This window comes from Micromonospora jinlongensis, from assembly GCF_013410645.1.
In the GTDB taxonomy this organism is placed as follows: Bacteria; Actinomycetota; Actinomycetes; order Mycobacteriales; family Micromonosporaceae; genus Micromonospora; species Micromonospora zamorensis.
This window is the reverse complement of sequence record NZ_JACCHK010000001.1, coordinates 6,443,025-6,462,532: the sequence shown is the minus strand read 5'-3', so window position 1 is coordinate 6,462,532 and position 19,508 is coordinate 6,443,025. Positions and strand designations below refer to the sequence as shown.

At 71.7% G+C, this 19,508-nt stretch carries 17 protein-coding genes and 1 riboswitch; of the genes, 6 read left to right on the top strand and 11 right to left on the bottom strand.

The window, feature by feature from the left end; translation table 11 throughout:
• Positions 1-3 precede the first annotated feature (3 nt).
• From HNR22_RS29115 to HNR22_RS29105, 3 genes are all read right to left on the bottom strand, one after another.
• Positions 4-1,440: an ATP-binding protein gene (locus HNR22_RS29115; protein WP_179783058.1), complete on the bottom strand. Its 1,437-nt coding sequence runs from the start codon at positions 1,438-1,440 to the stop codon at positions 4-6.
• Between the two features lie 9 nt (positions 1,441-1,449).
• Positions 1,450-2,106, bottom strand: coding sequence for a response regulator transcription factor (locus HNR22_RS29110; protein WP_099851951.1), 657 nt, complete (start codon positions 2,104-2,106; stop codon positions 1,450-1,452).
• Positions 2,107-2,249: 143 nt separating this feature from the next.
• Complete coding sequence (locus tag HNR22_RS29105) at positions 2,250-2,561, bottom strand: hypothetical protein (RefSeq protein ID WP_088947217.1); 312 nt, start codon at positions 2,559-2,561, stop codon at positions 2,250-2,252.
• A gap of 114 nt (positions 2,562-2,675) precedes the next feature.
• On the opposite strand from HNR22_RS29105, the gene HNR22_RS29100 reads away from it, so the two are divergent.
• Positions 2,676-3,014: a DUF952 domain-containing protein gene (locus tag HNR22_RS29100; protein WP_179783057.1), complete on the top strand. Its 339-nt coding sequence runs from the start codon at positions 2,676-2,678 to the stop codon at positions 3,012-3,014.
• A 59-nt stretch (positions 3,015-3,073) separates the two neighbouring features.
• On the opposite strand, the gene HNR22_RS29095 is transcribed toward HNR22_RS29100, so the two are convergent.
• From HNR22_RS29095 to HNR22_RS29085, 3 genes are all read right to left on the bottom strand, one after another.
• The gene (locus HNR22_RS29095; RefSeq protein WP_425488082.1) at positions 3,074-4,831 is read right to left on the bottom strand and encodes a CDP-glycerol glycerophosphotransferase family protein; all 1,758 of its coding nucleotides are present in this window, start codon (positions 4,829-4,831) and stop codon (positions 3,074-3,076) included.
• Between the two features lie 207 nt (positions 4,832-5,038).
• Positions 5,039-7,033: a DUF6077 domain-containing protein gene (locus HNR22_RS29090; RefSeq protein WP_179783056.1), complete on the bottom strand. Its 1,995-nt coding sequence runs from the start codon at positions 7,031-7,033 to the stop codon at positions 5,039-5,041.
• Positions 7,034-7,319: 286 nt separating this feature from the next.
• Entirely contained in the window at positions 7,320-7,958 is a 639-nt protein-coding gene (locus HNR22_RS29085; RefSeq protein ID WP_179783055.1) for a TetR/AcrR family transcriptional regulator, read from the bottom strand.
• A 179-nt stretch (positions 7,959-8,137) separates the two neighbouring features.
• Between HNR22_RS29085 and HNR22_RS29080 the strand changes: the two genes are divergently transcribed.
• The 4 genes from HNR22_RS29080 (at position 8,138) to HNR22_RS29065 (ending at position 13,208) form a co-directional block, all read left to right on the top strand.
• A complete protein-coding gene (locus tag HNR22_RS29080) occupies positions 8,138-9,031 on the top strand; it encodes an ABC transporter permease (protein WP_179783054.1) in 894 nt (297 codons plus the stop codon).
• Positions 9,032-9,065: 34 nt separating this feature from the next.
• Positions 9,066-9,842, top strand: coding sequence for an ABC transporter ATP-binding protein (locus HNR22_RS29075; RefSeq protein ID WP_179783768.1), 777 nt, complete (start codon positions 9,066-9,068; stop codon positions 9,840-9,842).
• Positions 9,843-9,986: 144 nt separating this feature from the next.
• Positions 9,987-11,504, top strand: coding sequence for a bifunctional cytidylyltransferase/SDR family oxidoreductase (locus HNR22_RS29070; protein ID WP_179783053.1), 1,518 nt, complete (start codon positions 9,987-9,989; stop codon positions 11,502-11,504).
• 33 nt (positions 11,505-11,537) lie between these two features.
• On the top strand, positions 11,538-13,208 hold the full coding sequence (locus HNR22_RS29065) for a CDP-glycerol glycerophosphotransferase family protein (protein ID WP_179783052.1): 1,671 nt from the start codon (positions 11,538-11,540) through the stop codon (positions 13,206-13,208).
• Positions 13,209-13,212: 4 nt separating this feature from the next.
• Here the strand turns inward: HNR22_RS29065 and HNR22_RS29060 are convergent, their stop codons facing one another.
• On the bottom strand, positions 13,213-14,004 hold the full coding sequence (locus tag HNR22_RS29060) for an alpha/beta fold hydrolase (protein WP_179783051.1): 792 nt from the start codon (positions 14,002-14,004) through the stop codon (positions 13,213-13,215).
• A 94-nt stretch (positions 14,005-14,098) separates the two neighbouring features.
• Between HNR22_RS29060 and HNR22_RS29055 the strand changes: the two genes are divergently transcribed.
• Positions 14,099-15,142 (top strand): hypothetical protein, encoded by a 1,044-nt coding sequence (locus HNR22_RS29055; protein WP_179783050.1) that lies wholly within the window; start codon positions 14,099-14,101, stop codon positions 15,140-15,142.
• A 74-nt stretch (positions 15,143-15,216) separates the two neighbouring features.
• Here the strand turns inward: HNR22_RS29055 and HNR22_RS29050 are convergent, their stop codons facing one another.
• From HNR22_RS29050 to HNR22_RS29035, 4 genes are all read right to left on the bottom strand, one after another.
• Entirely contained in the window at positions 15,217-16,065 is an 849-nt protein-coding gene (locus tag HNR22_RS29050) for a C39 family peptidase (RefSeq protein WP_179783049.1), read from the bottom strand.
• A gap of 233 nt (positions 16,066-16,298) precedes the next feature.
• A riboswitch (cyclic di-AMP (ydaO/yuaA leader) is annotated at positions 16,299-16,440 on the bottom strand.
• 284 nt (positions 16,441-16,724) lie between these two features.
• Positions 16,725-17,495, bottom strand: coding sequence for a hypothetical protein (locus HNR22_RS29045; RefSeq protein ID WP_179783048.1), 771 nt, complete (start codon positions 17,493-17,495; stop codon positions 16,725-16,727).
• 130 nt (positions 17,496-17,625) lie between these two features.
• Positions 17,626-18,012: a hypothetical protein gene (locus tag HNR22_RS29040; RefSeq protein WP_179783047.1), complete on the bottom strand. Its 387-nt coding sequence runs from the start codon at positions 18,010-18,012 to the stop codon at positions 17,626-17,628.
• Positions 18,013-18,105: 93 nt separating this feature from the next.
• Positions 18,106-19,338 (bottom strand): acyltransferase family protein, encoded by a 1,233-nt coding sequence (locus HNR22_RS29035; protein WP_179783046.1) that lies wholly within the window; start codon positions 19,336-19,338, stop codon positions 18,106-18,108.
• Positions 19,339-19,508 lie beyond the last annotated feature (170 nt).

Here is a 19,508-nt window from a genome sequence, read left to right as displayed (position 1 = left end):
GCGTCACCGCGCCGGAGCGGGCCGCAGGTCGGCGGGCACCTCCTCGTCCGCGGGCTCCACCGACGGGTCGGGCTCCGGCGCCGGAAACCACAGGGCGGCGACCAACCCGCGCGACTCCCCCGGGCGCATGGTGAGCCGCCCGTCGGACGCGTCCACCAACACCGCGGCGATGGTCAGACCCAGCCCGGCACCGTCCACGTTCTGCGCGTCCGGGGCCCGCCAGAACCGCTCGGTCGCCTGGCCGAGCTGACTCTCGGTCATGCCCGGGCCGGAGTCGCGCACCTCCAGGGCCACCCCGTCGTCGCGGCGGGCCACCGTCACCGTCACGGCCCCACCGGCCCCGCTGAACTTCACCGCGTTGTCGATCAGCGCGTCCAGCGCCTGGTCGACGGCGGTCGGCACCGTCCGGGCGTACGCCGGGGCGTCGGTCGTGGCCAACCGCAACGCGACCGAACGGTGCCGGGCCAGCGGCGCCCACGCGGCCACCCGGGACGCGGCCACCGCGGCGGCGTCCACGGTGACCCGCTCGTTCTCCTCCCGTTCGGCCCGGGCGAGGGTGAGCAGCGCGTCGAGCACCAACGCCAGCCGGTCGGTCTCCTCCAGTGCCAACTGGTGCTCGGACCGGCCGTCCGGGTCGGTGAGGCTGGGCCCCAACTCCTCCACCCGCAGCCGCAGCGCGGTGAGCGGGTTGCGCAGTTGGTGGCTGGCGTGCGCGACGAAGGCACGCTGCCGGTCCATCACGTCGGAGACCACGTCGGCCATGTGGTTGAAGCTGGCCGCGAGACGGCGCAGCTCCGGCGGGCCCAGACGGTGCTGCACCCGGGCGCCCCGGTCCCCCTCGGCGATCTCGTGGGTGACCGCGTCCAGCTCGGTGACCGGGCGCAGCACCCAACCGGCCAGCCCGAACGCGGTGAGCACGCAGGCCAGCACGACGAGCAGACCAGCCAGGGCGAGCAGCAGCCACCACGAGGCGACAGCTCGGCGGATCGGGCCGGACGGGGTCACGATCACCACCGCGCCGAGCACCTCGCCTCCGTCGTTGATCGGCACCGCCACCGCCACCGGGTCGGTCGTCCAGGGCCAGACCGACTCGGGCGCGCTGGTCTGCTGCCCGGACAGGGCGATGTCCAGGACCGTCGCGGTCACCGGGCCGGGCCGGTACCTCGGCGACGAGACCGGGGTGCTCCGGTCCCGGTCGACGATCGCGGCGCCGATCGCGTACAGGTTGTCGTAACTGGTCAGCTCCGACTCGATCGGGCCCGGCCCGCCGTCGCGTAACGCCGGCCCGGCCAGCGAGGCGAACCGGGTGGCGTCGGCGAGCCGGTCGGCGCGCACCCGTTCGGTCTCGCGGCTGGCCATGGTCGCGGCCAGCGGTGTCTCCAACGCGATGAGGACCAGCACCATCAGCAGCAGATAGCTGATCACCAGACGGCGGCGCACGTCAGCTCCTCACGCGTCGCGCAGTCGGTAGCCGACACCGCGGACGGTCTCCACCAGGCGGGCGTCACCGAGCTTGCCCCGCAGCGACCCGACGTGCACCTCGACCGTGTGCCGGTCAGCCCAGGTGGTGCCCCAGGCGTCGAGCAGGATGCGGTCGCGCGGCACCGCCACCCCGGGCTGGCGGGCCAGCGAGAGCAGCACGTCGAACTCCTTGCGGGTCAACGTGACGTCGCGGCCGTCCACGGTCACCGTCCGGGCGGGCACGTCGATGCGCACCGACCCGGCCTCGATGAGGTGCCGCTGCGGCGCGGCGTTCGCGGCCCGGCGCAGCACCGCCTCAATCCGGGCCTGCAACTCCACCATCGAGAACGGCTTGACGACGTAGTCGTCCGCGCCGAGGCGCAGACCCAGCACCCGGTCGCGTTCCTCGCCCCGCGCGGTCACCGCGATGATGCCGAGCTGGCTGCTGCGCCGGCGCAGCTCCCGGCACAGGTCGGTGCCGTCCCCGTCGGGCAGGGTCAGGTCGAGCAGCACCAGGTCGCACGGGGCGGCGGAGAGGGCGGCGGCTACGGTGCCCGCGTGCTCGACCTCGTATCCGCGGCGGGTCAGGGCGGAGGAGAGCGCAGCGGCGACCCGGCGGTCGTCCTCCACCAGCAGGATCCGCACCCGTGCCCCCGTCCGTCGCAGCGCCGTTCTGCGAATGGTGGCAGAAGCGTGCGCGGAACGGGAGGCCGGATACCGCGATGTGCCAGCCAGGCTGTGTGTCAAAGTCCTCGGTCGAGCCGAGGCGGGGGGCTCTGACGCAGACCCTAGAGGCCGAAGACGTCGTCGGCGGTGGCGTCCCGGACGCCGTCGGTGAAGCCGCGAAAGCCCGGGTCCTCGTGGCTGGCCGGCACGCTGGTGACGTTGACGCCGCTGGCCTGGGTCACCGCGTCGACCAAGGGCGGATAGTCGATCTCGGCATCCTGGAAGGCGTCGTCGTCCGCCTCGGCCAGGTTGATCACGTGCTGGACGTCGTCGGACGGAGTGTCCGGATCCTCGGCCCACTCGCCGCCCGCCCGGTAGCACTCGTCGTACAGCGCGCGCTGGCTGTCGGTCCAGTCGTCGTCGTAGCTCTGCATCGCCCATCCCCTCCGCGGCCCTTGACCTGAGCATGCCCGGCGGGGGGCGACGGGCGCGGCGGTACCGGCGAAAACCGGGCCAGCACGCCGACCGGACCCCCGTAGGCTGCCGAGGTGATCTACAAACTGCTGTCGAACACGGAATGGGACAACGCCCTCGCCGTCGGCGCCTTCTCCGGCTCCGCCGTGGACCGGCAGGACGGGTTCATCCACCTCTCCGGCGCGGACCAGGTGGTGGAGACGGCGCGGCGGCACTTCGCCGGTGCGACCGGTCTGACCCTGCTCAGCGTGGCCGAAGAGCGGTTGGGCGACACGTTGCGCTGGGAGCCGTCGCGCGGCGGGCAGCTCTTCCCGCACGTGCACGGTCCGCTGCCGGTCGCGGCGGTGGTGGCGGCGCAGGCGTTGCCCGTGGACACCCCGGCCGCCGACGCGGTGGCCGCCCTGCTCGGCTGACACAGACGCGCCCGGCCCGACAGGTGTCCGGGCCGGGCGCGCAACGCCGTGCGTACGGTTCAGCGGCAGAGGCGGTCGATCTCCTCCTGGAACCGGTCCATCGGGTTCGCCTCGGCGGGGCCGAGCAGATAGGTCTTCAGCTCCCGGCGGGCCTCGGTCATCGGGTCGTCGCCGGCCCGGGTCACCGACACGATCTTCTCCAGCTCACCGCAGTCCTTGGAGAGCAGGTACGCGGCGCGAGCCGTCGGGTAGTCACGGCGGAAGTCGTCCTCGGACAGGCCGGCCGGGTTGGCCACCACGTACGGCCGCTGGCTCTGCACGAAGTCGGAGACCACGCTGGACACGTCGCTGATCAACAGGTCGGTCTGGTTGAAGCAGTCGAACAACCCCGGCGTACGACCGGTGACCACCAGGTGCGCGGTGCCGTCCAGCGATGACGCGTCCGGGTTGCCGCCGGCGGCGCGGATGGCCGCGACGACCCGCTCGTGCACGGTCCGGGCCGCCTTCGACCGCGACCCGGTGAGAGGGTGCGGCTTGTAGATCAGGCGCAGCCGGGGATTCGTGGCCAGCAGTCCCTTGACGATGCGCTCACCCATCAGCACCAGCGAGGTGTGGAACGGGTCGTCGTCGAGCCAACCCTCCCAGGTGGGGGCGTAGAGCACGGTGTACGGCCGGTCCACCGACTCGGCGCCGAAGGTGTGCACCCCGGCGAGCTGCGGACGGCCGATCTCGACGATGTCCGAGTCGAGCACCCCCACACCGGCCCGGGCGTAACGCTCCCGGCCGGCCAGCCCGGCGACCCAGACCTCGTCGTACACCTTGCTGTAGGGGTTGACGCTGGCCTGCTTGTCGCTGTCACCGTGCCCCACGAAGACGTGCTTCGTGCCCGGCTCGCGGAGCATGTGGATGTTCGCGCCGACGTTCGCGGAGTAGAGCGCCGCGCGGATGCCGCTGATGTCGAGGTTCATGAAGTCGACACCGGTCGGAACGCAGATCACCGGCAGCCGGGTGTCGGCCAACTCCAGGAACGCGTCCCGGCTGCGCATCAACACCACCGCGCGCTGCTGGAGCGCCTCGGTGGGGGCGAGCCACATGTTGGCCTGGTAGACGTCCTTGGCCGGGCCGGCGAAGTAGAGCGCGACCTCGGGCCGGTAGGTGTCCAGCCACCGCTGGACGGCGGGCAGCAGCGGCGCCTGTGGGGCCTTCCGACCCCGCAGCCAGGTCAACGCCAGGACGGCACCCACCAGCGCGGTCGCCACGACCGCCACCGCGCCGGCGGCGAGAAACGGCGTCGGATCGTGCTGCACCGCGGCGGCCACGGCGGCCGGCACCAGCAGCAGGTTGAGCAGCGGCATCCGGTCGCCGGTGACCGCCACCACCCAGGCCGGCGGCTGGGGTGCGGAGCGCAGGTCACCCAGCTCGATGTTGCGCACCATGGCGGAGAGCGGGTTTCGACGCTCGATCATGATGGAGAGCGCACCGGCGAAGACCGACACCACCCACACCACGGCCGGCAGCACCAGCAGCAGGGTCAACTCGCCGCCGGTGAGCCGCACCTCGGCGGCGACGAGCAGCACGGCCGCGAGATCCCGGGTCAGCTGCCGGTACGACCAGTGCAGGCCCGCCTTGTCCAGCAGCAGCTGCGAGGTGGGCGACCAGCGGGCGAGGGCGAACTCGCCGATGACGGCGGCCGACCCGACGACCGCGAACAGGGCGATCCAGCCGAGTGCGCCAGCGACGAGCATGACCAGGTAGGCCAGCAGCAGCAGCGCGGCGCTGGCGGCCGCTCCGATGCGAGCTGAGAACGTGCCGAACAAACGAGTTCGCTCCCTACGATTTCCGTATCGGGCTGGGCTCGGTCTTCACGCCCACCAGGAGCCGAGACTGAAGCGCCTGGTGGCGCTCGTCACGTCACGCCAGCGCGAGGCTGACGGACGTGACTGCGACCTTAACGCGAATGGGTGCGATGGTATCGAGCGGGTACGCGAGCAGCATTCCGGTCAAAACTCCCAGCACGACAAACCTCAGGACCCGCCGGTGGTCGAGCCGGGTGCGCCGACGCGATAGCAGACCATGGCGCCGGGCGCCTTCCTCGACGCGAAGCGCTCCAGGCCCAGGGTGGGGGCGACCTCGGCGACGGTCGTGTTGCCCTTCCACACGCAGACCATGCCCACGCCCACCCTGCCCATCGCCTCGGCGACCGCCGGGATGGAGACGGCTTCCCCGTCGGCGAACTTCGCGAGCAGCAGCCGGTCCTGGGCGAACTGCGTCTCCATGCCGTAGTCGGTGAGATACAGGTCGCGTGGCAGCACCACCCGGACCTCCGTGGTGACCTGCGGGAGCGCCCGCATCATCGACGACGGGGCGAGCACCAGGCCGGCGGGACGGTCCAGCTTCTTGATCCAGAAGGAGGCGGCCTTGCGGTTCTCCGGCATCCGCCAGGTCGGCTTCGACTCGACCAACGTGCCGCCGTACCACATCGGCCTGCCCTGGGTGTAGAAGAGGAACACCAGGACCACGGGCAGGGCGACGGCGAGGACCCGGTTGACCCGGGTCAGCCCGGGCAGGCGGATGACCGCGAGAAAGCCGACGAGCGCAGGCACGGGCAGGATCCACGGCACCCGCCAGAGCACCGCCGTCAGACCGCTCAGGTCACCACCGACCTTCAACAACCCGGGGACCATCAGGACCGTCACCGCCAGCCCGGCACCGACGGCGAGCTGCTGTGGCACGCCTCGGCGGAGCAGGAAGGGCGACCACCAGACGGCCAGCCCACCGATGAGACCGAGGATGCCGAGCCACAGGGTGAGCTCGTAGATGGTCCGCAGGGGCAGCAGCTGCGTGTACGTCGTCACGGCGCCTTCCAGGCCGCCGCGGAGCAGCTGGACGAGCACGCCGGACAGCAGCGGATAGGCCGAGGCGGCCAGGAAGCACACCACGGCCTCCCGCCAGCGCCTGGTGACGACCAGCGTCACGCCGGCCGCCGCGGCGAGCAGGGGCAGGAGGATGACCGCGGTGGTGGTGTAACCGACGCCGGCGACGGAGAGCAGCACGAGCAGGACCAGGGCGCGCCGCGAGCGGCGCTCCAGGTAGTCCGTCAGGTACACCCAGGCGAGCGGGATCAGGCCGTGCACGAAGACGCTCTTGCCCTGGGTGAGCCGCGGCAGGTGGTAGGTGTTCAGGGCGTCGGCGTAGTGCGCGACGAGCAGGATGTAGGCCACCGCCACGCCGAACACGACCAGCGGCCGCCGGGGGGCCCAGCGCTGCACGAGACGCCACAGGGCGAGGACCACGAAGACGGCGAGCACCGGGAGGAGGAGGTACCACATCACGGACGCCGTGTGGATGTGCAGGGCACGGGCCAGCGCCCCGATGAACACCTCGAAGGAGGGCAGCGGCGGGTTCGCCGAACCACCCGGCAGCACCCCCTCGGTGAACAGGAAGTCCCGGAACGGGATGTTGTCCCGCTCGGCCACCCACACCGACTTGCCGACGTAGAAGACGTCGTCGAGCGACACCCGGTTGATCAGCGTGGCGAAGTACGCGGCGGCCAGGGCGACGGCGAGGACCACGTACCCCTGCACCGGGGTGGTCGCCCGCACGATCGGCGCGGCACCGGCGTCGGACGGTCGGCCACCGCGGGGCAGCGCCAGCCAGGCGGAGACGACAGCGACCAGACCGAGCCCGGCCGCCAACCACCAGCTCAGCGATCCGGTGCCGAAGGAGGCGAAGATCGCCGCTCCGATCGCGGCGACCACCGGCAGGGCGTAGCGACGCAGCAGCGAGGCGCGGTCGACCGGGGCCTCGGCCCGCTCGGTCACCGCCTCACCGTCGCCGGAGTGCCGCGTCACCACGTCGCGTCGGCGGAGCCTCCAGGCCGCGTACGCCGCGACCGGTTGCAAGACGACCCAGACCAGGAAGATGACCGACGGCCGCAGGTTCAGGCCGAGGTTGAGGTGGTAGAGCAGCGTCCAGATGGCGAAGCTGACCACCGCCGCGTCGGTGAACACGACGGGCACACCCGCCACCGCGGCGTTGAGCCGCCCGATCAGACCGCGGCCCGGTCCGGGCCGACTGCTACCACCAGGTCGGGCACCCACGCTCGGGGTGTTCCTCTGGTCAGCTGGCGCTGGAGCCACAGCAGCGTCTTCGACTTGCGTCACGGGGCGTCCTTGTCGTCCGGCGATGGATTCGGGGAGGCGAGAAGCGGATGTCTGATCGATGACAGCCGGGTATCAAGGGGGCAGCCTAGCGGAATCGGACAGACGGACCGCTGCTGCGGGCGACCGAGTGTCGGGTGCCTGGTCAGCCCGAGATCGGGGCCGCCCGAGGGCGGGGCAGGGCACTGTCGGCGCCGAGCCCGGCGGCCACGGATTCGACCAGGTTGTCGAGGTATCTGTCGGTGAGCGGGAGCCGGGCGATGGCGAGCCGCCAGTAGAGCGGGCCGACGATGAGGTCGATCGCCGCGTCCGGGTCGGTGTCGGCGGGCAGTTCGCCGCGCTGCACGGCGCTGGTGACGAGCCGACCGCCGATCTCCTGTTGGCGGGCGTACACCACCTGACGCAGCGTCTCGTCGATGCTGGGGTTGCGGGCGGCCTCGGCCAGCAGGTCCGGGATGATCTGCGACGCCAGCGGGTGACGCAGCGCGTGCGCCACCGCCTGGAACAGCAGGGCGAGATCACCGCGCAGGGTGCCGGTGTCCAGTGCCGGCAACTTGCCCTGTGCCGCCGCGGCGACGATCTCCAGCACCAGGTCGAGCTTCGAGTTCCAGCGCCGGTAGATCGCCGTCTTGCTGACGCCGGCCCGCCGAGCCACCGCCTCGATGGAGAGCCGGCCGTAGCCGACGGCGGCGAGCTCCTGCATCAGCGCGCGCCGGATCGCCGTGGTGATCTCGTCACGCAGCACCGCCGCTCCAGCCGGGGCCCGCCTCTTCTCGGTGGTCATCGAGAGCTCTTATCGCAGGTCACGCCGACCAGAGTAACGCAACGACGATACGGTTGCGTCCCGACGTGTTTCGGACTACTGTCCACGCAGCGACGAGGCGGCGCCCCGCGCACATTTCCCACTAGGATCCCATCGTCGCGAGCCACCCCGTCTGCACGAAAGATCGGAGCGCCATTTCCATGGCCACCACCGCGCTGGTCGACCCCGACACGGGCCTGACCCAGGCGCAGCTGGCCGCTCGGCACGGGCTACGGGTCGCCGGTGAGCGCCCCAGCGTCGTCGAGTACAGCCGCCGACTATGGGCCTACCGGCACTTCATCGCCGCGTACGCCAACGCCAAGCTGGTCGCCTCGTACAGCAACGCCAAGCTGGGTCAGCTCTGGCAGGTGCTCACCCCGCTGACCAACGCGGCGGTCTACTACCTGATCTTCGGTGTGGTGCTGGCACAGAACGACATGCCGAACTACATCGCCTACCTCACCACCGGGCTGTTCATCTTCAACTTCACCCAGAGCGCGGTCCTGACCGGCACCCAGGCGATCAGCAGCAACCTGGGGCTGATCCGGGCACTGCACTTCCCCCGGGCCAGCCTGCCGCTGTCCACGACGCTGACGCAGTTCCAGCAACTGCTGGCGTCGATGGTGGTGTTGATCGGCATCGTGCTGGTCACCGGCGAGCCGCTCACGTGGGAGTGGCTGCTGCTGGTGCCTGCCCTGCTCCTGCAGGCGGTGTTCAACGCCGGCGTCGTGCTGACGGTGGCCCGGCTGGGCTCCAAGTCGACCGACCTGAAGCAGGTGATGCCGTTCATCCTGCGCACCTGGATGTACGGCTCCGGCGTCCTCTACAGCGTCAGCCTCTTCGAGCGGCTGCCGAGCTGGGCCACGACGCTGGTGCAGTACAACCCGCTGCTGGTCTACATCGAGCTCGCGCGGTACACGCTGCTGGAGGAAGCACCGCTGCTCAACGAGTCGCTGACCCAGCTCTGGCTCGTCGGCGGCGGGTGGGCGCTACTCGCCGGCCTGGGCGGCTTCCTCTACTTCTGGCGCGGGGAACAGGAGTACGGCCGTGGCTGAGCAGTTCGACGCCCCCATCGAGGCGAGCGCGACGATGACGTCGACGCAGGAGCGCATCCCGACCGTGGTCGTGGACGACGCGCACATCATCTACCGGGTGCACCAGGGCGCCGGCGGTGGCACCACGCCGGTGGCCGCGCTGCGCCGACTGGTCAAGCGCACCAACGCCCCGAACATCCGGGAGGTGCACGCGGTCAAGGGAATCTCCTTCACCGCGTACCGGGGCGAGGCGATCGGGCTGATCGGCAGCAACGGCTCCGGCAAGTCCACCATCCTGCGGGCCATCGCCGGCCTGCTGCCGGTCAACCGGGGCGCGATCTACACCCAGGGGCAACCGTCGCTGCTGGGCGTGAACGCCGCCCTGCTCAACGACCTCTCGGGCGAGCGCAACGTCACCCTCGGGTGCCTGGCCATGGGCATGGACCCCGATGACGTGGCCAAGCAGGCCGCCGGGATCATCGAGTTCTCCGGGATCAACGAGCGGGGCGACTTCGCCAGCCTGCCGATGCGGACGTACTCCTCCGGCATGGCGGCCCGGCTGCGGTTCTCCATCGCCGCCGCCAAGAAGCACGACGTGCTGCTGATCGACGAGGCGCTCGCCACCGGCGACAAGGGCTTCCGCAAGCGCAGCGAGCAGCGGGTACGCGAGTTGCGGGAGGGCGCGGGCACCGTGTTCCTGGTCAGCCACCAACTCTCCTCGGTCCGGGACACCTGCGAGCGGACGATCTGGCTGGAATCGGGCGTCCTGCGGATGGACGGGCCCACCGACGAGGTCATCCGGGCCTACGAGGCGTACGCGAACAGCAAGTAGAGGTCCGGCGAACACCAGCATCGACACGGCGCCATGGACCGCGTCGCCCGCGTTGGGGCGGCGCGGTCCGCGCGTTAAGGTTCATTCCGTCGCCGCTCGGGCGGAACCTTCCGTTAACGCATCCCTGAGAGTGAGGATCCGGCAATGACGCAGGACCAGACCACTGGCCCGGACGCCGAAGCGGAGACCCCGACGCCGTGGCGGCCCTCGCGGACGGTGGCCGTGGTTCTGGCCGGAGGCACCGGAACCCGCCTGGGCCTCGGCATCCCGAAGCAACTGCTGAAGATCGCCGGCAAGCCGATCATCGAGCACACCCTGGCGGTCTTCGAGACGGCACCGGAGATCGACGAGATCATCGTGCTGATGGCGTCCGGTCACGTCGATGACGCCCAGCAGATCGTCGAGAAGGCCGGCCTGCGCAAGGTCACCAAGGTGATCGAGGGTGGTGACACCCGCAACGCCACCACCCGGATCGCGCTCGACGCGGTCGGCCCGGCGGACTGCAACATCCTCTTCCACGACGCGGTGCGCCCACTGCTCAGCGGGCGGATCGTGCGCGAGTGCGTCAACGCGCTGTGGACCTACGACGCCGTGGACGTGGCCATCCCGTCCGCGGACACGATCATCCAGGTCGACGACAACGACTGCATCACCGACATCCCGGTGCGCTCCCGGCTGCGCCGCGGGCAGACTCCGCAGGCGTTCCGCTCCCCCACCATCCGCGAGGCGTACCGGCTCGCCGAGGGCGACCCGAACTTCGCCGCCACCGACGACTGCGGCGTGGTGCTGCGCTACCTGCCCGGCACCCCGATCAAGGTGATCGACGGCTCCGACGAGAACATCAAGGTCACCCACCCGGTCGACGTGCACCTGGCGGACAAGCTCTTCCAGCTCGCCGCGGCGCAGGCACCCCGGCTGACCGACCACCGCAGCTACAGCGAGGAGCTGACCGGCCGCACCATCGTGGTGTTCGGCGGCAGCTACGGCATCGGCCACGAGCTGACCGAGCTGGCCCGGCGCTACGGCGCCCAGGTCTTCCCGTTCAGCCGTTCCACCACCGGCACCCACGTGGAGCGGGCCGAGGACGTCGAGGCCGCGCTGACGACCGCCTTCGAGGCCACCGGCCGGATCGACCACGTGGTGGTCACCGCCGGGATCCTGGAGAAGGGCAACCTCGCCGAGATGGACGAGGAGACCATGGACCGGGTGCTCCAGGTCAACTTCGTCGGCCCGGTGACCATCGCCCGCCAGGCGCTGCCCTACCTCCAGCAGACCAAGGGCCAGCTGCTGCTCTACACCTCCAGCTCCTACACCCGGGGCCGGGCCCGCTACGCGCTCTACTCGGCCACCAAGGCCGCCCTGGTCAACCTGACCCAGGCGCTCGCGGACGAGTGGGCCGACGTCGGCGTACGCGTCAACTGCATCAACCCGGAGCGGACCGCCACGCCGATGCGGACGCGGGCCTTCGGCGAGGAGCCGGAGCACACCCTGCTCGCCGCGGAGGCCGTCGCCCAGTCGTCGCTGGACGTGCTGATCTCCGACCTGACCGGCCAGGTGATCGACGTACGCCGGGCACCCGGCGACGGGCCGACGCCGACCGTGCCGGCCCAGTCCGGGCCGGGTCAGGTCGAGGTGCCGGCCGGCGCGGCCTCGGCGAACTGACGCCCACGGCTGCGGAACCACGAACGGAGCGACATGCGCGGCGACCTGGTCCGAAAGCTGGCTGCCCGGTGCCTGAGCACCGGGTTGGCCGTGCTGGCCTTTGTCGTGCTGGCGCTCACCGGCGCCACCGGCTGGGGCCTGGCGCTGGCCGTCGCCGCGGTGCTCGCCTCGGCCGTCGAGCAGCGCATCCGCCCCGGCGCTGACCTCGTCGCGGAGACGACGCTGATCGCCGCCGCGATCCTGGTGGGTTACTCGCGGCGGCTGGACGACGGGCTGGACCTCGCGCTGGTCGCCACCGCACTGGTCCTGCTGGGGTTGGTGCTGCTGGTGGGGCCCCTGCGTACCGCCGCCAACCTGGAGATCCGGGCGGCGAACCTGCCGGTGCGCGCCTGGACGCCGCTCTTCGCCGACCGACTCGGCAGCGCCCTGCTCGCGCTTCTCACCGCCCTGGCGCTCGCTGCCGCGCTCGCTCTTCCCGCCTGGGTGGCGCTGGCCGGCAGCCTGCTGGTCGGCGCGGGCACCGGTGTGGTCGCACTGGACCTGGCCCGGCGACGGTTCCGGCCGAGCGCCGGGGGCGGGGCGGTGGGCCGGGCGCTGCGCCGGCACCAACCGGAGTTCCTGCTCTACTTCTCCGCGCCGCCCGGCTCGGAATACCAGGTCACCATGTGGCTGCCGTACCTGCGACGGATCGGCCGGCCGTTCCTGGTCGTGCTGCGGGAGCCGGAGTTCCTGGCCCCGGTCGCCGCGGCCACCGACGCACCGGTGGTCTACTGCCCCACCCTGCGGGCCATGGACGAGGCGCTGGTGCCGAGCCTGCGGGCGGCGTTCTACGTCAACCACGGCGCGAAGAACAGCCACTGCATCCGGTTCACCCAGCTCACCCACATCCAGCTGCACCACGGCGACAGCGACAAGGCACCCAGCGCCAACCCGGTGTCGGGGATCTTCGACCGGATCTTCGTGGCCGGGCAGGCCGCGATCGACCGGTACGCCCGCGCCGGCGTGCAGATCCCCGCCGACAAGTTCGTGGTGGTCGGCCGCCCACAGGTGGAGTCGATCGAGGTACGCCCGGAGCCGGCGCGAGGGCTGGCGAACCCGACAGTGCTCTACACCCCCACCTGGACCGGGCACCACGCCGACGCCGACTACTGCTCACTGCCGGTGGCCGAGGAGCTGCTGCGTCGACTGCTGGCGCGCGGCGCGACAGTGATCCTGCGCGCCCACCCGTACACGGCGCAGAACCCGGCGTCGGCGCGCCAGTTGGGCCGGCTGACCGAGCTGCTCGTCGCCGACCGGGCCCGCACCGGCCGCCCGCACGTGGTCGGAGCGGCGGCCCGGGAGCTGAGCCTGACCGAGTGCGTCAACTCCTCCGACGCGCTGGTCTCCGACGTGTCCGGGGTGATCTCGGACTATCTCTACTCCGGCAAGCCGTACGCGGTGACCGACATGGGTGACGCGGGCGACCGGTTCACGGAGCGCTTCCCGTTGGCCGGTTCGGGGTACGTGCTGCGGCGGAACATGTCCAACGTGGACGCTGTGCTGACCGACCTGTTGGACACCGATCCGCTGGCCGAGACGCGCTGGGCCACCCGCCGCCGCTACCTGGGTGACTTCCCCGCCGAGGCGTACGCCGAGGCGTTCCTGAGCGCGGCCCGCCGTGAGCTGGAGCCGGTGCAGGAACTGGCCGCGCCCACACCTGTCTGACCGGTCAGCGGTACGGGTCCAGCAGCGCCAGCACCGCCGCCGGGTCCTCGACGTGCGCGTTGTGCCCGAGCCCGGGCAGTGTGGCGACCGGTACGCCGTACTCCTTGAGTTGTTCGTCGGTGACCATCGGGTCGTGCTCGCCGCGGGCCAGCACCACCGGCACGTCGGTGGCCGCGAGCAGCGCGGCCAGGTCGGGCTCACCGACGGCGAACGCGGCCGGGTCCATGGCGAGGCGCCACCGGCCGTCGACCTGACGGAGACCGGCGTCCACCACCGGGTGGTCCGGCGGGACGAGGCCGGCGAGCCCGGAGACGCGCAGGTGGCGGCGGGCCGCCTCGGCGCGGGTGGCGAACCAGCTCACCGGGCGGGCGGCCAGTTCGGCGGCGCGGGTCAGCTCCACGGGCGACCAGACCGCCTTGATGCCCAGCCCGACCACCGCGTCCACCGGCTTTCCGGCGGCGCGAGCGGCCAACGCCAGGCCGACCACCCCGCCCAGCGAGTGCCCGAGCACGACGAGCCGGTCGTCGGGAGCGAGGGCCTGCGCGATCCGCTGGGCGAAACCGGCGAAGGAGTACGACGCCAGCGGCGGCGCCCAGCCGTGGCCGGCCAGGTCCGGTGCCAGCCACCGCCCGGGCCAGTGCTGCTCGAGGTACGGCGCCCAGGGCAGCCACACGTCGCCGGTCGCACCCATGCCGTGCAGCAGCAGCAGGACCGGCCCCCGGCCGGCGTGACCACCCGATTCATCCACCACGGCGGCAGTCTCCCACGGTTCACGGCCTGGTACGAGAGTCGTCATCCGCGCCACCCCCGCGACGTGAAGATCCACTGTAGAGTTCGGCGCCTGGACGGGGAGCGTCATCTGTCGATCCCGTCGCGGAGAGGAGTCCACCGTGCTCACGAGGCATCGGTCCGCACTTGTCGCGGCCCTGGCGGTCGTCGCGCTCGGCACGGCCCTGAGCGCCCCCGCGCTCGGCACGCCCCCGAGCGGCCCCGCGCGGGGCACCGAGGCGGTCGCGGCGGCCGACCGGGTCCTGCGTGTCTACAACAACAACATCGAGAACCTGGTGGTGAACAACTCCGACGGGAGCTGCACCCGCATCTCCGGACCGGACCACCTGACCTCGATCCTGGTCGACGACGCCGGTCGTACCGGCACCAGCGGCGTGGTCGCGCCCGACATCCTGATCGTGCAACAGGTACGCGGGACCGGCCAGGCCGAGGCGTACGCCGACCAACTGTCGGCGAAGTTCGGCTACCCGGCGGGCAGCTACGGGGCGATCGTGGCGTGGAGCGACCCGGAGCCGTGGGGCAGCACGCACAAGTGCAGTTCCCAGTTGCTCGGGGACCTCAAGAAGAAGCAGACCAACGGCATCATCTGGAACAAGCGGACGCTGAGCCTGGCCAGCGGCGACGTCTCGAAATACTGGAGCGCGGGCTGGCTCAGGCCGGGCACGGCGTACGCCAACGGCGCCGGATGCACGCTGTACAAGCCGCCGAACAGCGACCCGGACAGCACCGACTTCTACAAGTGGAAGCGGACCAGCGCCATCGCGGCCCGGTTCACCATCAAGGCGACCGGCACGAGTGTGTTCGCCGCGACCATGCACCTGCCCCAGGAGAACCGGCAGAACGCCTGCGCCGGTGACGGGGACCGGGGCATCGCCAACACCGGCATCCACCTCGGCGCGGACGCGACCAGCCTGCTGAACGCGTCCACGATCCGCGTCGTGGGCATCGACGCGAACCGTACGGGCATCGGGGCCGGCACGTTGAGCGGCTACGGCATGACCGGTTACGGCTCGAAGGCCACCAGCGGCTCCAGCAAGATCGACTATCTCTTCCTGAACGGCGGTGTTCAACCGTCCACGATCGACCACACCGTCGGCGGGACGAAGTCGAACCACCTCGCGCTGTACGGCTTCATCGCGTACTGACGGCACGGACGAAGACGCCGCGGGCGCCGGCCCCTTGTGGGGGACGGCGCCCGCGGCGGTCCAGCGTGCCTGGGTCAGGCGGAGTAGCCCCGGCTCGCGATCCAGTTGGCCAGGTTGATCGTGGTGATCCAGTACGACGCGTCGGCCGGGTTCGCCGAGTCGGCGATCCGTACGGTGCGGCCGTTGTCCTTGTAACCCACGACGGCGATGTAGTGACCGCCACCGTAGGAGTGCCAGCCGCCAGCGGTGTCGGTGGCGTCGCCGACGACGTTGGCGACCACGCCACGGCCATCGGTGATGGCCTTGACCACGTCGGCCTGCAGCTGGTCCATCTGGGCCGGGCTGGGCGCGCCGGCGAACATCCGGGTCCGGTACGGGGAGCCCTTCACCTCGGCGTTGAGCACCCGGGTGGTGTCCAGGGCCGAGTTGGTGCCCATCTCGGTGGTGCCCAGCTCGGCGCCGAGCTCACCCTGGGTGCGGTCGATTCCGGCGGCGCTGAGCGCGTTACGGGTGGCTGCGGGGCCGCAGTTGTAGTACGTGTTCTGCGCCTCGTAGTCGTAGTCGAGCACCTTGGTCGCCGGCGGCTTCGGCCGCTCCGGCTTACGGGTCAGGTCGGGGTTGCTGCTGGCCTTGGCGGCGGGTGACGCGGCGGTGGTGGCCGGGGCTGCGGTGGTCGGCGCGGCGCTGGCCGACGGGGACGCCTCGCGCACCTCGCCGCGGGAGGCGGCGACGTCGCTGCGCATCTCGGCGACCGTGGTCGCGGTGCGCTGGCCGGCCGGCGCGTCGTCGGCGGTGGTGAGCAGGGCGCCGGTGGTGGTGGCGATGGCGAGGGCCGCGGCGGAGGCGGCAACGATCTGGTACGGACGCTCGGTGGTGAGGCGGCGGAGCTGACGCTTCAGGGTGTGCTTCACGGGGTCCTCCACGGATCGGGGGGAGAGCGGCACACCGGGGCCGGACCGGCATCCGGGCAGGCGCCAGCGCGCGGACGATGGTCCGCGGATGGTGAACCGCTCAGGGGAACGCCCGGCGCGGCCGGGCGGTTAGGCGATGACCCGGGGGGGTCAGCTCACCGTCACTGGACGAATGAGCGGGGGCACCGCTACGCCGTGGAGGCGAAGGAACAACCGAGGGGTGGAAAGGTGCTGCACGAGGATGGAACTCCTTCCGACACCGCCTACCGGGTTAGCTGACGGATTCGGGCGGGAAGATCGCCCTACCGCGGGCCGTGGCTCGCGGATTCACCCCGGACTTACTGATGGGTCCCCGGTTCGTTAAGCACGATTGAGCGGGTCGGCGCGGCGTCGCCTCTTGCGATCGGTTACCGCACCGGACGGGACGACACTACTGGGCCGTCCACACCCTGCCAAGCCAGGTTCACCTGCGTAAACCCGAATTCACGCGGCAATTTCTGCGCGTATTGCCGATGACGTGACTCGATGGGACAAGCGGTTACGGCGACGCCAACGGGCGACAACCGGACAGGTCGTCGAGAATGCGGCCACAATCACGGGAACAATCGGGCCGATCGCGCCGGACGACCGATTCGGCATCGGCGTGACCCGGCTCACGTCACGGATCGGGCTCAACTCGCCCGGGCCGGGCGCCACCGTGCCACGACGGCGGGTCGGAACACCCCGGTCGCCGCCCGGCGAGCGGGCAGCGGGGCCGGTCGCAGCCGGGCCGCCGCCGCGTACGCCTCAGCGGTGAGGACGCGCGCCGACTCGGCGGCCAGCTCCGCGTCGCGCCACGCGGCCCGCTCCCGGGTGGCGGCAGCGTCGTAGTCGGCCAGTCGCGCGTCCCGGATCGCCCGGCTGAGCAGCACCTCCTGCTCGACCGGATGCCGCCGGGGATCCCAGCCGCGCCGGTGGGCGAACACGTCGCCGAGCTGCGCCATGGTCAGGTCGCCCCGCCAGTACGCCGCCATCGCCGCCCGGTGCAGATAGCGCTCCCGGGCGGCGTACTCGGCGGGGGTGTGGGGGGTGCAGGGGGTGGGTAGCGCCCCGGCACCCGCGAAGCGACGGGCGGCGGTGTCCGCCTCGTCGTACTTGGCCCAGGCCCGCTCCATCTCCTCCTGAGCGGTCAGCCAGGCAACACGTCGCCGCTGTGCGGTCCTGGCCGCGCCGGCCGCGGCGACGGCCACCTCCTCGGCGTACCGGTGCAGGTCGACGGCTTCTGCGGCGGCCACCTCCCGAGCGGTGGGCACGGCTGGGAGCGGATCACCAGTGGGCCGGTCCCGCTCCGGGCGGGCAACCAGCAGGGCGAGCAGACCCAGGGTCAGCAGGAACAGGGTCGACCAGATGGCGGCGGCCTGCGGCACCTCGGTCACGAACTGGTAGAAGACAGCGGTCTTCATGGTCGGCACCTCGGGGAGAGAGCAGTGCGATGGGGATCGGCACCGGCCACCTGGCCACGGCGGAGCACGGGTCGGCGGAGCGGTGCTGGTGGGTCGACAGGCGCAGCGTCGGGACGCTCGTCCCGGTGGCTCAGCGCCCGGGTGGGGCCCGGGGTGCCCGGCTGCTCGGGCCGTCGGCGAGGGGCAGCCGGTCAGACCCGGCGGCGCGCACCGGCAGCACGCCGGCCGGGATGACGCCCTGGCCGTCGGGCGGCGCTGGCTGAGCGTTGTCGGACCAGGTAGCGGAGGACTCCTCGACGACCCCCTCGGGGACCGCCTGAGTCGCGTGGGCGGAGCCCGCCGAGGAGCTGAACGGGCAGGACGCCGGAAGTGCACCGAGGGCGAACGGAGGTGGCACAGCGGCCGCGGTCGGGCCCGCGCCAAGCGCCAGGGCCGCGACGACGGCGAGGCTGGTCAGCACCCGTGTCGCCCAGCGCGCCACCCACCACAGCGGACAGGTGATCGCGACCGGAAGCACGTCCCCACGCTACCGCCGTGCCGACCCCTGCGCACCGACCACGGGCGTGTCGGCTCACGCCGCGCCGAACCCCGCTGAGCAGGGTGGACAGTGTCAGCGCGAGTCGACGTACGGCGATCGACCGCCGCTCTGGTCACCCTCGCCGGCGGCGTCGGTCTGCGGCCGGGCGGCGTCAGTCTGCGGCCGGGTGGCGTCGGATTCGGCCGTGCGTTGTCGGGGGACGGGCGCCGGTCGGGCCGGACGGCGGGGCGCGAGCCGGCGCATCATCGGAGTCTCGACGTAGCGGTGCAGCAGCCCGGCGAGGACCAGGTTCGCCACCAGGAAGCCGAGCACCACGGCCGGGCCACGCCAGCCCGCGAACCCGGTCCCCCAGTCACCGCTCCAGCGCAGCACACTCGTCATCACCAGCACGTGGACCAGGTAGAAGGCGAAGGAGACCTCTCCGAGCCAGACCAGCGGCCGAGACCGCCACGGCGAGCGCTTGTTCAACACGTCCGCGTTCGCGGCGGCGGTGATCACCAACAGGTACGCGACCGCGAGCAGTGTGGTCCACAACTCCGCGCGGATCCACTGCGCGGCTGCCACCCAGGTGCCCAGGAAGATCACGGTGGCGACGGTCAGTCCCGGGCCACGCCAGAGACCCCGGCGCATCAACTCGGCCGCCACCGCGCCCAACCAGAACTCCAGTGACCGTGCCGGCGGGAAGATCTGGGTGAACCACCACCGGCTCACCTCCGGGACCAGCTGCTGGGCCGGCCAGAGCGCGAGAATCAGCAGCGGCAGCGCGACGATCAGCACCCAGAGCAGCTTCGGCCGGGCCCGGCGCAGCAGCGGCAGGGCCAGCGGCAGACACAGGTAGAAGAAGAACTCGCAGGACAGCGACCAGCTCACCGTGTTGATGCTGTAGAACCAGCCCGGCCGGGGGTCCCAGGCCTGCAACAGCAACAGGTTCTCCAGCGCGGCGGCCGGCAGGACCGGGTCGGCGAACCACCAGGCGACCAGCAGCGTCGCCCCGAACAGCACCAGGTGGTTGGGGTAGATCTTGGCGACCCGTCGCCGCCAGAAGGCGAGCCGGGAGTCGCCGTCCCGGGCCGACCAGACCAGCACGAAACCGCTGAGGATGAAGAAGAACTGCACCCCGGACAGGCCGAGGGTGAACAGCGCGTCGATCACCGCCTTGTAGTCCGGCTCGGCGATGATCCGCATGGTGCCCGCGTGGAAACCGAAGACCAGCAACGCGGCGATCCAGCGCAGCCCGGTCAGCGAGGGCAGCCGGGCCGACGTGAGGGCGGGTCGGTCGGCCGACACCGCGGGGGCGCTCGTCATGCCGGGATCCTGAAGCTCGGCAGGGTCACCAGCACGTTCGTATCCCTCCTCGGCGCGGCGTCGGACGGCGCGACGGCGACGCCCGCGACGGCCCAGCAGGGCCGCACCGAGGCACCCTACCGGGTCACTCCCGGGTGAACCGGACGCATCCCACCCGTCATTCCCGGGCC